Raw genomic sequence first — 12,669 nt, forward strand, 5'->3', positions numbered from 1 at the left:
CCCATCCGCCGGCCGCCGTGCGGTCCCTGCCTCTGGCGAGCGGCGTGCGCGTGGAGGCCGCACGGGCTCGAGGGCATCACCTTTGGGCTGAATCACGCACGCTGAAAAGCGGAGGAGCGAGGCGATGGCGACAGGACTTCTGAGCACTCGCGTCGACGAGGTGATGCGCCGGGAAATCATCACCATCGATCCGCAGGAGCCGCTCACGACAGCGGCCATCACGATGCTCGATCAGGGCATCCGTCACCTGCCGGTGGTGAACGACAGGGGCGAGCTGGTAGGCATCCTCAGTGAGCGCGATCTGCGCGCGCGCATCGGCGTGGATCTCCAGCATTGGACCCAGGCCGAGAGCCAGCTGCGCGACGTGGTCGCGAACGGGATGTCGCCGGACCCGCTCGTGGTGCGGGCGGGTTCGCCGATGAAGACGGCCATGGACATCTTCGAGGACGAGCGCATCGGCGCGCTTCCGGTCGTGGACGAGGGCGACCGGCTGGTGGGAATGCTCTCCTACGTGGACGTGCTCGATTGGGTGCAGCGCGAGCTGGCTCGGACCGGGTCGGCGGGGCTGCCGTCTTCCGCTTCCGTGGTTCCGCCCGCGGAGAACCTGGAGCAGACACGAGAGCTCACCGGGTACGACGCGGCGACCGCTGAAGCCTCCTTGGGATCGATCGAACCGCCGCCAGAGCAGCAGGCCGACCTCATCCCCGGGGCGCAGGACATCGAAGAAGAGCCCTATCCAGCGGACGTCGCCCCCGACCGTGTCGAGGTCCTCGCGCCCGGTGAGGAGGAGCGCGAAACCTGGGCCGCTCCTGAAAACGAGCGCCCAGGCTCCTGACCCCATTCCGGGTTCTCCAGGGTCGAGCAGACGCGAGGAATTGGGAGCGCGTGGCCTCTCAGTCCGAGACGATGATGACTCCGGCGTCGATGACTCCGCCGTCATGCTCGATGGGCTTGGGCGTGCGTTCCCGGCACTCGCAAGTGCCTTTGGTCGCTTGCCCGCCGTCCTTCAGCTTGGGGAACTTGCAATACATCTCCGTGTTGTCGCCGCACAGCGACGCCGCCGCGGGATCGCAGTCCGAGTCCGCCGTGCACTCGCCCCGCCATGGGACGGTGCCCGAGTCGACCGCGGTCGTCGGCTCTCCTGGAATGGGCTCGAGCACTGCGCCCAGGTTCGCTGTCCGTGCGTCCATCGGGCCGTCCTGACCCGGAACCGTGGTGTCACAACCACCCACCATGGCCAATCCCCAGATTCCCAGGGCCATGGCGGCCCCCAGCGCCATCCGGCTCCCGCGCTTCATTCCTGACATCCGCTCCGTTGTCATCTGTGTCTCCCTTTGGAAGAGGATCTTCCAGAATAACCTGTAATCGCCGCATGAACTTGTTGCCTCTCGATTTCTCAGCTTTCGAAGTGCGGGAGAGGGCAGAGACGCCCGAGGTCAGGAGAGCCACGTCAGACCCAGGTGGGAAAAGCGCCCCCGGTTGATATGACGTGCGCCTCTCATCACATGACTCATCCAGCCTCGGCTCCCATTCGCATTGGCTCCATTCTGCGAGACACCTACGAGCTCATCTCGGAGCTGGGGAAGGGAGGTATGGGCGCGGTCTTCCTGGCCCAGCATCTCCGGCTTCCCGGCAAGCAGGTGGCGGTGAAGGTCCTCCACGTCGAGGCGGAGGTGCAGCCCGAGCTGTATGCGCGCTTCCACCGCGAAGCGGAGATCACCTCCCGGCTCGGCCACCCGAACATCGTCGAGGTGCTCGACTTCCACAGCCTGGAGGACGGTACCCCCTACCTGGTGATGGAGTACCTGCGGGGCGCGAGCCTCTCACGGCGGATCCGGCAGGGACCCATTCCGCTCCAGGAGGCGCTTCTGATCGCGCGGCAGATCGGCTCGGCCCTCCACACGGCGCATCAAGCGGGCGTGGTCCACCGGGACCTGAAGCCGGGCAACGTGTTCCTCGTCCCCACCGAGTCCGGGGGCGTGGTGGGCCAGCAGGTGAAGCTGCTCGACTTCGGCATCTCGAAGCTCGTCACGGCCCAGACGCTCCAGGTCGAGCAGGACGTGCTCATCGGCACACCTCGGTACATGTCGCCCGAGCAGGCGATGGGACGCAACAGCGAGGTGGATGCCCGCTCGGACCTGTTCGCGCTCGGGTGCATCGTCTACGAGATGCTGGCCGGACGGCCGCCGTTCTCCTCGGACTCGGTGGCGGAGCTCATCTACCGCATCGTGCATGAGCCCGCCGAGCCGCTGGGCCAGCGCTGCCCGGACGTGCCCGCGCACGTGGTCGCGGCAGTGGACAAGGCGCTCGCGAAGAAGCCGGAGGAGCGCTTCCCGGATGTCGCATCGTTCATCGCCGAGCTGACCGGGAGTCCGCTCCAGACCCTTCCCAAGCCGCAGCCGCGTCCGGTGGCTCGTCCCCGGGTGGAGCCCGCGGCGGCATCCCCAGCCGCCGCCGAGCCGCCCCGGGCGGAGGCGCCTGCGCGCACGGTGTCGTTGCGCCCCGAGTCCTCGCCCGATTCCGAGCCGCCGCGGGCGGAAGTCCCCGAGCCTTCGCCCACGCCCGCGCGCACGTCGAGGGTTCCGCTGGTCGCGGGGGCGGCGGCGGTGGTGCTCCTGTGTGCCGCGGCCGCCGGGTGGTGGTGGCGCTCCCAGCCTCCGCCGGCTCCCACGGTCAGCGTGCCGGAGCGCACGGCGAAGGCGGAGGAACCCACGCCGAAACCATCGGCTCCGGCTTCGCCCGTGGTCGAGTCTCCCGCCGAAACCCCGCCCCAGGCCGCACCGACCACCCCCCAGGCCGGTCCGGCTACGGATGCAAAGGCGGAGGAGCCGGCATCGGTCGCCCAGGCACCCGAGGCGGCCCCCGTTGAGTCCCGGCCCGCTGTGCGTGCCTCCGCGCGCCAGGGCACGCCCGAGGTCATGCCCGAGGAGGTGCGCAAGGAACTGGAGGTGGCGGAGCGACTCCTTGCCGCGGGCAATGCGACGGAGGCGATCCGGGTCGCCCGCCGCAGCCAGCGGACGAAGATTTCCGGGGCATCGTTCTCGCTGCTCACCCGGGCCCACTGCCACCTGGGCGACCTCTCCAACGCCGCCGCGCAGTGGCGGCAGGTGCCCTCGGCGGAGCGCAACCGGGTACGTCAGTACTGCAAGCTATATGGGATTGAGTTCAAACCTTGAGCCTGCGGACTTCACCGGGAGACAGACGAACGTGAGAATCATTCTGACAACCATCATCGCCGTGGGGATGCTCGGCTGCGCCACGACCCGGGCGCCGGTCGGAGCGGGAAAGGTCTTCTCGGGCCCGAAGGGCGAACAGGTCGCGGTCATCCCGCTCCTTCCCGAGCAGGAAGAGAAGGCCCTCGTCTACGTCCAGGGCACGGGCGGAGAGTTCGACGGGAAGGCGCTCCTGCACAAGTACAACGCCTCCAATGGCGATGAAGACTACTCCACGGTGCTGCGGGGCAACGGCTACAGGACCTTCCTCGTGCGTCCCAGGTGGGGCGCCCGGAGCCATCTGCTCAATGTTCCCGGGCGCGGCGACAGCATCGCCGTGGCCTATGACGAGTCGCGGACCCAGGCCTTGAAGGCCAAGGACATCTACGCGCTGTACGAGAAGCTGAAGGCAGACGGCACGATCGCCAGGCTCGAGGCGTTCGACCGTCCGGGGACGATGGCTTCGTATGAGCAGGAGTTGGCCGAGGCGTTGAAGTCGATGAACAAGACGTGCGGCACCTCGACGACCGTGTCGATTGTCTGGGATTCCATCTCGGACGAGGTGCTGAAACAGACCAGCATCTCCGCCTTCTGCGGGTATCCGCTCTCCGCGCTGGAGAAGCTGTGCGACACGAACGTGGGCAAGCAGATCATCCGCGAGAAGGTGCGCGAGCTGCGCTGCCAGTTCGGCGCGGCGCAGACGGGCGTCGTCGACGCGGGCCGGGTGACCTGGACGGTTCAGACGGATGTCCCGAACCAGGAAGACTTCGCCATCCACTACTTCGAGAAGAACCTCTAGATGGAGCGCTTCATGCCTGCTCGTCGCTTCTTCACCGCCGCCGTGCTCCTCCTCTCCTCACAGGCCTCGTGGGCCATCGAGCCCCCATGGGGCAAGGCCCAGAACCTGGGAGAGCGGCGGCTCTTGGAAAAGACCGCCGTCTGCACCGATGGAAAGGGCCACTACGTCTCCCTGTCGCCCACGGAGGATGGCCATCAGCTCTTCTACGGGGATGGCCGCACGTTCGTGCAGGTTCCCCTCTCCCGGCTGGGTGCCTACTTCCTGGAGCCACGCTTCTTCAACAAGAACGCCAACCCCAACTTCCAGGGGATGGACATGCGGGTGTACTCGCAGGTCGTCGTGGAGAAGGAGAAGGGGCTCTGCGAGGTTCGCTGCGGGGAGCGGACCCAGCCCTTCACGTTCGTCGAGTCCGACAAGGCTGGCGAGCTGCTCCGGGCCGCTTCCTTCAACGCGAACCCGCAGAAGTTCGTGCCCTACGCCCTGCTGCGTGACAGCAAGGGCGTCTACTACCTGGTGGAGCGGGGGTTCCTGCCGGACGAGGAGAATCGCTTCCGGGTGTCCATCGGGCTCAAGGGCAGCCTCAAGCCGCAGCAGATGGTCAACCTCGTCACGGACTCAGAGGGGCAGATCTTCTCCACGAAGAAGGGAGATCTGCGGCTCCTGGTGGACCAGAAGAAGCCCTCGATCTGGATCGAGGGGAAGAAGCGGGTCGAGCTGCGCGTGGTTCCCGTCTCCGAGAACCTGCCGCTCATCTACAACGAGCTGGGGCCCTACACGGGCGCGCGGTTGGGCACGCCGTGCGATGATCAGTAGTCCCTAGAACTGTTCATTCCGCCTGGGAAGGGCCGCTCCGGAGCGTGGCTTCCGGAGCGGCTCTCCAGGCGGGAGCACCTGCTCAGTTGATCTCTATCTTGCAGGTGGCGCTGCAGCCGTCGTAGTTGATGTTGTTGCCATCGTCGCACTGCTCGGCGCCCTCGGACTGGACGATCTTGTCGCCGCAGCGAGGACCCCACACGCAGCCCCGGGCGCACTGGCCGTAGCCACCGTCGTTGATGCCGTCATCGCACTGCTCCCCCTCGTCGACGATGTTGTCGCCGCAGGTGGACTTGCACTCGGTGCGGCGCGTGGTGAAGTTGTTGAGCGTGAGACGGTACGAGGAGCCCGACGTGTGGCGCTCGGCCTGGAGCACCACGACCTCGTAGATCTTCTTCGTCTGCAGGCCGAGCGCGGAGGCCTTCGCGGAGAGGGTGATGCTGTCCGTCTGCGGACCATGCACGCCGCCGAGGTCGATGGCCAGGTGGCCATTGATGAACACCCACACGTCGTCATCGCCGCGGAAGGTGAGCACCTCGGTGCCCTTGTACTCGAACCAGTAGCGCGCCTCGCTCGTGAAGCTGAAGTTGTGGCCCGAGCGCAGGGACTCCTTGCCCGCGGCCACCCAGCCCGCGTTGTCGAGCGGGAAGAAGCTCTGGTTGTCATACACGTACGAGTCGTCGGCCTGCTTCTGCAGGGTGAGCGTCTGCACCACCGTCATGTTGATGTTCTCCGTGTTGCGGTCGCGGTACCACTGGTCGAACGCGTCCTTGCCGTGGGTGTTGGCGGAGGTGACGCCCTCCTTCGCGTATACGGGCTTGCCGTCGGAGCCCAGGTCGGCGGCCACGATGCCCGTCTCCAAGCCGCCGTTGGCGTTCTCGAAGTCGATGTGGCCTCGCGGCAGGCTGCCGCTGGCCAGCAGGTCGTAGCCGCGGAAGTCGCGGTAGACGATGGGGATCTCCACCTTGGCCGGCAGCGCATCCTCGATGAACTTGCAGGAGAAGCCCTCCTCGAACTGGCAGGTCGGAGAGCAGCCGTCATTGGCGCGGGTGTTGCCGTCGTCGCACTGCTCGGTCGTGTCGCCGGGGAGCATCACGCCGTCGCCACACACCGCCTGGCAGACGCCGTTGGTGCACTTGGGCTCGCGCACGCACAGGGGGGAGCACCCATCGCCCATGTCATTGTTGCCGTCGTCGCACTGCTCCGTGCCCTCGACCTTCTTGTCGCCGCAGACGGTGCGGGTGCAGGGCTGGCCGATGGTGTCGCACTTGTACCCGGACTCGAGGCGGCACACGTCGCTGCAGCCGTCACCGGCCTTGGAATTGCCGTCCTCGCACTCCTCGTCGCCGGCGATGATCTTGTCACCACACTGCGCGGCACGGCAGCGTCCGCCCGTGGGGGGGCAGCTCCAGCCCGGCTCCTTGGTGCAGGTGGCGGTGCAGCCGTCACCGGCGGCCGTGTTCCGGTCGTCGCACTCCTCGGTTCCCTCGACCTTTCCGTTGCCGCACCCAGGCGTCTGGGTGCAGGCCGTGCCCGGAACCGAGCACACCCACCCGGGCTCGACCTCGTTGCAGCTCGCCGTACAGCCGTCACCGGAGATGTTGTTTCCGTCGTCACAGGCCTCGCTGCCCTGCTTCAGGCCGTCACCACACTTGGCGGTGCCTCCATCGGTGGACGTGGACCCATCCGGGTTGTCCGTGCCGGCGTCCGGCCCCGAGGAGCCGCCGCCGCAGGCCACGAGTGACAGGAAGAGAGACGCGAGTACGAGACCCGCGAGCCGCGATCGGGTTGGGGGGGTTACCATCATGAGAGCAGAGCGTGAGAGGGTGGGGAGGGGAGTGTCAATTGTAACATGAGTGCGATGACCCGAGCCCGGCGCGGAAATGCAGGTGGCTCGCACAAGTGCAGGCGAGCCGGATTGTCGTGTGCCTTGAGCCCACAGCCACCTCCATGCAGGGCGTGAGGTTGCCGCACCTTCGTGTAGACCTTCTCATCGCGGGGTCGGTCACACCCGGAGCGGGTCTATTTCCAGAATTCATACCAGCGCTTTGCCTTCTGCTCACGGCACAGCTTGCACACGTACATCGTCCGTCCCCCGATGACGGCTGGGCGGGCTCGATCGATGTCTGGCGTACCGCATGATGTGCAGGAGCCCCACCGCGTCATACGCGCGTGGATAGACATTGGGGATGTGTGTCTTGCGATTCCAGTCCTGTCTGTGCTTGTGAATCCATTGCTTGCGGTCTCCCTACCAGGGAGGAGCCAGATGGATGTCCGTGCATACGGGACGCGTGCGGTCCTCCCCTTCAGGCCACTGTCGCGCTGCGAGGGCCGGCACCCGCTCGGCGTGGATGTCTGGTGGCGGCCCCTCCTGTCCCGGCCACCCTGCTTGTTCCGGCGCTCCGGCCTTGCCGTTCCGGCCCCGCTGCTCTTCCTGGGGGAGCGTCACCGACCGAGCTCCCCGCGCCTGCGGGTCCGCCCTTGCCACCAGCACTTCCCCGGGGCGGATGGCGCGTTCTCTCTCGTCGGCCCGGACATACCCCCGTAACATCCCCGTGACATGCTCGCCCGGGCCACCCGGATTTGCCGCTGAAGTCCGCCACGAAGCTGCAGTTGCCACGGACGTTCAGGAATAGCTCCACGGGCGGGAGGTCTGGCCGCCCCTTCACCCCGACGCGCATCTCGAGCGGCCTTTCGGCGACCCGCCGTGGAGCTGCTCGAGGCCACCCCTCATTCAACCGCCGCCGGCCAGAGCACCCCGACCACAGCCTGGCGTGGGTGGCTGAAGGGGCCTGGTTCCCGTTCGTCCGGCCGCATCGGGTCGCGTGAAGCGACCTCGTTTGGCGAGTCAAGAGGTGTGATGCACCCACCGCACCGCACCGGAAGCGAGGTGAGCTTCCGCGTAAGTGCCTGTGACGACTTGGCACCGCGACGTAGCGCTACATGTTCGTAGCTGAGAACTTGCCAAAGATCGCGACTTGCTGAAGATGGCGGTTGCAGGTGCGCGTGCGGGCAGGCGCGGCCTGCGCTGAGGGAAGGAACCACATGGACCAGTTCGACCAGAACAAGCAGGCCGCAAAGATTCGTGTCGTCGGCGTCGGGGGCGCTGGCTGTAACGCGGTCAACACGATGATCATGGCGAAGCTTGAGCGGGTCGACTTCATTGCCGCCAATACCGACGTCCAGGCGCTGGCGGCGAACAAGGCTCCCGTGCGGTTGCAGCTCGGACAGACCCTGACCAAGGGCCTGGGCGCGGGCGCCAACCCGGAGATGGGCCGCGAGGCGGCGCTCGAGTCGCGCGATCAGATTGCCTCCATGCTCGAGGGCGCGGACATGGTGTTCGTCACCGCCGGCATGGGCGGCGGCACCGGCACCGGCGCGGCGCCCATCATCGCGGACATCGCCAAGAGCCTGGGCTGCCTCACCGTGGGCGTGGTCACCAAGCCCTTCCTCTTCGAGGGCAACAAGCGCCGCAAGCAGGCGGAGCAGGGCCTGGTGGAGCTCAAGGCCGCAGTGGACACCCTCATCACCATCCCCAACCAGCGCCTGCTCACCCTCAGCACCGAGCCCATGCCGCTGCTGGAGACCTTCAAGCGCGCCGACGAGGTGCTCCTCAACGCCGTCCAGGGCATCTCGGACCTCATCCAGTACCACGGCTACATCAACGTGGACTTCGCCGATGTGAAGACCATCATGAGCGACAAGGGTCTGGCGCTCATGGGCACCGGCCACTCCTCCGGCGACAAGCGCGCGCTCAACGCCATGCAGCAGGCCATCTCCAGCCCGCTGCTCGAGGACATCTCCATCGACGGAGCCACCGGCCTGCTCATCAACATCACCGGCGGCCGCGACATGACCCTCCAGGAGGTCAACGAGGCGCTCACGCTGGTGCATGACGCCGCCGACCCCGAGGCGGAGATCATCTTCGGCTCGCTCATCGACGACAACATCAGCGACGAGGTGAAGATCACCATCATCGCCACGGGCTTCGTGTCGCGCGATGCGAAGGTGCGTCAGCCCGCTCCGGCGGTGCAGGTGCCCGTCGTCACCCGGCCTCCGCCCGTGTCGCTGAACGTGGCGCGCGAGGAGGTGGCCAGCCTGGTGCCCGCCAAGGCCGGTGTCCGGTCGATGCCCTCGGTGGAGAGCCGCTCGCTGTCCGGCCGCACCGCGGTGGTGAAGGACGCCGCGCTGCCTCTGGACGAGGATCAGTTCGACATCCCCACCTTCCTGCGCCGCCAGGGCCAGACGGAAATGCCGTGAGGCGCTAGCGCCCGGGCAGGCGGGCCACGCTCGCCGTCCGGTGGTGGCGCCCGGAGAGGGCGTCACTGCGCGACAGCAGCGTGTCCACCTCGCGGTAGACCTCGTCGATACGCTCGGGCAGCCGCGGAGCGGGGACCACTCCTTCGCCGGAGAGCTGTTCCAGCAGGGAGCTCGCCCGCTGCAGCACCTGGTGGGCGCGCAGCAGGGCCCGTCCCGCGCGGGTCCCCTGCGGCGAGAAGAGGCTTCCTCCCTGGTAGAGGGCCTCGACTGCCGCGCGGTTGGTGCGAAGGCGCTCGGTGACTCGCGCCCGGTACATCTCCAGCCGCCGCTCTTGGCGCGCGCCCTGGAGATCCACCACTGTTCCTGTCGTGGAGGGCTTCACGGCCAGGGACGCTACGCCATTTACCTACATGCCCGCAACTTCCCGGCAGGAGGCTCGTTGTCTCCTTGTCAGGTCGCATGTGGGGGTTTAGGTTCCCCGGCCTCACGTGGAGGGGACGCGGGCCATGTTCAAGAAGCTGCTCATCGCCAACCGAGGTGAGATTTCCCGGCGGATCAACACCGTGGCGAAAGGGATGGGGCTTTCGACCGTGGCCGTGTATTCGGACGCGGACGCGGAGCTGCCCTTCGTACGTGAGGCCGATCAGTCAGTGCGCATCGGTCCCGCCGCGGCCAAGGACAGCTACCTCAACATCTCCGCCATCCTCGAGGCGGCGAAGTCCACCGGCGCGGACGCGGTGCACCCCGGCTACGGCTTCGTGTCGGAGAACGCCGAGTTCGCCACGGCGTGCAAGGCCGCCGGCATCACCTTCGTGGGTCCTCCTCCCGAGGCCATGCTGCGGATGAAGGACAAGAGCCAGGCGCGCAAGCTGGTGGCCGCCGCCGGCGTGCCCATCGTCCCCGGTACCGAGGACGTGCTCCCGGACGTGGCCTCCGCGCTGGCCGCCGCCGATCGCATCGGCTACCCGGTGCTCTGCAAGGCCGCGGGCGGTGGGGGTGGCATCGGCATGGCCGCGGCCAAGGACCCCGCCGAGCTGGAGAAGGTCTTCCGCCAGTGCACGGATCGGGCGAAGGCCGCCTTCGGGCGCGAGGGCGTCTACATCGAGCGCTACTTCCCGGCTCCGCGCCACATCGAGGTGCAGATTCTGGGAGACCACCACGGCCACCTCATCCACTGCCTGGAGCGCGAGTGCTCCATCCAGCGCCGTCACCAGAAGGTGGTGGAGGAGGCTCCCTCGCCGCTGTTCGCGGACGGGCGCAACGCGGAGCTGTCCCAGAAGCTCTTCACGGCGGCCATCGCCGCGGCGCGGGCCTTCGGCTACGCCAACGCGGGCACGGTGGAGTTCCTGTACTCGGACGGCGACATCTACTTCATCGAGATGAACGCCCGGCTCCAGGTGGAGCACCCGGTGACGGAGCTGACCACGGGCCTGGATCTCATCGGCTGGCAGTTGCGCATCGCCGCCGGCGAGAAGCTCACGGTGAAGCAGGAGGACGTGAAGCGGCGCGGGGCGGCGCTCGAGTTCCGCATCTACGCGGAGGACCCGGTGAAGTTCTTCCCCTCGCCGGGCCCGCTCAAGGTGTTCCAGCCCCCCACGGGCGAGGGCGTGCGCCTGGACTCGGGCTACGCCGAGGGCAACACCGTCACTCCGAACTATGACCCGATGATTGCCAAGCTCATCGTCTCGGGCGCCACGCGCGCCGAGGCCATCGAGCGCTCCATCCAGGCGCTCCAGGGCTTCCGCATCGAGGGCATCAAGACGAACATCCCCCTGCACCTGCGGATCCTCCAGGATCCGGTCTTCCGCGCGGGAGACCTGAACACGCGCTTCCTGGAGCACCACGCGAAGCCGTAGTCGGGGCGCATCCTTTCCTCGCAGCACGCAGAACACGCAGAACTCCAGAGGAGCACAGCGATGGCGGACGTGGCGGCGCACATCACCGGGACGGTGTGGAAGATCGAGGTCAAGGTCGGGCAGAAGGTCTCCTCGGGGGACACGCTCGTCATCCTCGAGTCCATGAAGATGGAGATGCCGGTGGAGGCGACCGAGGACGGCACGGTGAAGGAGATCCGCTGCAAGGAGTCGCAGCCGGTCAACGAGGGCGACGTCCTCGTGGTGCTCGAGTAGCGGACGCGCGTGGTGCAGCCTTCCTCTCTGCATGTGGAGGACCGGGATGATGGCGTCCGGGTCCTCACTCTCTCCAATCCGGCGCGGCGCAACGCGCTCGATGACAGCCAGGTGGCCCGGCTGGACGAGGCCCTGGCCTCGGCGCCCGGCCAGGTGCGCGCCGTCCTCATCCGGGGCGCGGGTGGCACCTTCTGCTCGGGCTATGACCTGAACCTGCTGGCGGCACCCACCGAGGACCGGCTGCCGGACGACGCGCTGATGGCGTGCTTCTCGCGGTTGGAGTCGCTCCCGCTGCCGAGCGTCGCGCTGGTGCAGGGGTGGGCCTTCGGGGCGGGCTTCGACCTGGCGGCCTCGTGTGACTTCCGGGTGGGCGCGGAGGACGTCGTCTTCAGCATGCCCCCGGCGCGGCTGGGCATCGTCTACTCGCCGGATGGGCTGACGCGTGCGGCCCGGTTGGTGGGCGTGGCGCGCGCCAAGAATCTCTTCCTCACCTCCCGGCGGCTGGATGCGAGGGAGGCGCTGGACTGGGGCCTGCTGGACGAGTGCCTCCCGGTGGCCGACGCCGAGGCGCGCGCCCTGGAGCTGTGCCGGACGCTCGCCGCGCAGGCTCCCCTGGCGGTGGCGGGAATGAAGGAGACCTTCCGGCTGCTCACGCGCCCGGCCCTGTCCGAGGAGGAGCGGACCCGGCTGCGCGAGGTGAGGGCCCGGGCCTTCGCCAGCGAAGACGCCCGGGAGGGCAGGGCGGCGTTCCTGGAGAAACGCACGCCCCGGTTCCGCGGCCAGTGAGGCGGGCCGCCCCCTGACGGCTCAGGTGTCGCCGAACAGCTCGCCCATCCGCAGCTGCAGCGCGGAGGCGATCTTGTAGAGCGACGAGATCGAGGCCGAGGACTCGGCGCGCTCGATCTGCGACAGCAGGGACACGGACAGGCCGGTGCGGCGCGCGAGCTGCTTGAGGGTGAGGTCCTGCGTCTTGCGCGCGTCGCGGATGGTGCGGCCGATGGCGCGGTGCAGGTCCGCCTCGGGGTCCTGCGACAGACCCTTCTTGGCCAGGGCGTTGCGCACGGCGCCGAGGAACTGATCCGGCTCCATGGGCTTCTTCACGTAGTCGCTCGCCTGGTTCTTCAGCGAGGCCACGGCCGTGTCCACCGTCGGGTAGGCGGTGGCCACGATGACGGCAACGTCCGTGTCGTACTTGCGGATCTGCTCCAGCACCTCGGTGCCAGACATCACCGGCATCATCATGTCCAGGATGACGAGGTGGAAGTCCGCACTGCGGAGGATCTCCACCGTCTTCGTGGGGTCCGTCGTGGTGACGACGTCATAACCCTCACGCATCAGGACGAGCTTGAGGTAGTCGCAGTTGTCCTGCTCATCGTCGACCACCAGGATACGAATCTGCACGAACTCTCCTCCTGTGAGGGGTGGAAGCCAGCGGCCCGGCAAACCGTCACGCCGT

The 12,669-nt window shown here is 67.7% G+C and carries 12 protein-coding genes; 8 read left to right on the forward strand and 4 right to left on the reverse strand.

Translation table 11 applies throughout. The features are described 5' to 3' along the window. Positions 1–124 precede the first annotated feature (124 nt). A complete protein-coding gene (locus DAT35_RS42115) occupies positions 125–835 on the forward strand; it encodes an HPP family protein (protein WP_108074960.1) in 711 nt (236 codons plus the stop codon). Between the two features lie 58 nt (positions 836–893). On the opposite strand, the gene DAT35_RS42120 is transcribed toward DAT35_RS42115, so the two are convergent. Beyond that, positions 894–1,298, reverse strand: a complete 405-nt coding sequence (locus DAT35_RS42120; RefSeq protein WP_108074961.1) for a hypothetical protein — start codon at positions 1,296–1,298, stop codon at positions 894–896. Between the two features lie 207 nt (positions 1,299–1,505). Between DAT35_RS42120 and DAT35_RS42125 the strand changes: the two genes are divergently transcribed. Genes DAT35_RS42125 through DAT35_RS42135 form a run of 3 tightly spaced genes read left to right on the forward strand, consistent with a single transcriptional unit; the run spans position 1,506 to position 4,824 of the window. Continuing rightward, complete coding sequence (locus tag DAT35_RS42125) at positions 1,506–3,176, forward strand: serine/threonine-protein kinase (RefSeq protein WP_108074962.1); 1,671 nt, start codon at positions 1,506–1,508, stop codon at positions 3,174–3,176. A 31-nt stretch (positions 3,177–3,207) separates the two neighbouring features. After that, a complete protein-coding gene (locus tag DAT35_RS42130) occupies positions 3,208–4,011 on the forward strand; it encodes a hypothetical protein (RefSeq protein WP_108074963.1) in 804 nt (267 codons plus the stop codon). Between the two features lie 12 nt (positions 4,012–4,023). Next, positions 4,024–4,824 (forward strand): hypothetical protein, encoded by an 801-nt coding sequence (locus DAT35_RS42135; protein WP_108075095.1) that lies wholly within the window; start codon positions 4,024–4,026, stop codon positions 4,822–4,824. Between the two features lie 82 nt (positions 4,825–4,906). Here the strand turns inward: DAT35_RS42135 and DAT35_RS42140 are convergent, their stop codons facing one another. After that, positions 4,907–6,628: a DUF4215 domain-containing protein gene (locus DAT35_RS42140; RefSeq protein WP_108075096.1), complete on the reverse strand. Its 1,722-nt coding sequence runs from the start codon at positions 6,626–6,628 to the stop codon at positions 4,907–4,909. Positions 6,629–7,869: 1,241 nt separating this feature from the next. Here DAT35_RS42140 and ftsZ point away from each other — a divergent pair. Next, complete coding sequence (gene ftsZ, locus DAT35_RS42145; protein WP_108074964.1) at positions 7,870–9,084, forward strand: cell division protein FtsZ; 1,215 nt, start codon at positions 7,870–7,872, stop codon at positions 9,082–9,084. 4 nt (positions 9,085–9,088) lie between these two features. Here the strand turns inward: ftsZ and DAT35_RS42150 are convergent, their stop codons facing one another. Further along, complete coding sequence (locus DAT35_RS42150; protein WP_233262030.1) at positions 9,089–9,439, reverse strand: hypothetical protein; 351 nt, start codon at positions 9,437–9,439, stop codon at positions 9,089–9,091. A 151-nt stretch (positions 9,440–9,590) separates the two neighbouring features. On the opposite strand from DAT35_RS42150, the gene DAT35_RS42155 reads away from it, so the two are divergent. The 3 genes from DAT35_RS42155 to DAT35_RS42165 are packed head-to-tail and all read left to right on the forward strand — an operon-like array spanning position 9,591 to position 11,999. Next, positions 9,591–10,940 (forward strand): acetyl/propionyl/methylcrotonyl-CoA carboxylase subunit alpha, encoded by a 1,350-nt coding sequence (locus tag DAT35_RS42155; protein WP_108074966.1) that lies wholly within the window; start codon positions 9,591–9,593, stop codon positions 10,938–10,940. A 60-nt stretch (positions 10,941–11,000) separates the two neighbouring features. Next, entirely contained in the window at positions 11,001–11,213 is a 213-nt protein-coding gene (locus DAT35_RS42160) for a biotin/lipoyl-binding carrier protein (RefSeq protein WP_108074967.1), read from the forward strand. Between the two features lie 9 nt (positions 11,214–11,222). Beyond that, entirely contained in the window at positions 11,223–11,999 is a 777-nt protein-coding gene (locus DAT35_RS42165; protein WP_369946323.1) for an enoyl-CoA hydratase/isomerase family protein, read from the forward strand. Between the two features lie 21 nt (positions 12,000–12,020). On the opposite strand, the gene DAT35_RS42170 is transcribed toward DAT35_RS42165, so the two are convergent. After that, the gene (locus DAT35_RS42170) at positions 12,021–12,614 is read right to left on the reverse strand and encodes a response regulator (protein WP_108074968.1); all 594 of its coding nucleotides are present in this window, start codon (positions 12,612–12,614) and stop codon (positions 12,021–12,023) included. Between the last annotated feature and the right edge of the window lie 55 nt (positions 12,615–12,669).

The sequence above is a fragment of the Vitiosangium sp. GDMCC 1.1324 genome, assembly GCF_003044305.1.
GTDB lineage: Bacteria > Myxococcota > Myxococcia > Myxococcales > Myxococcaceae > Archangium.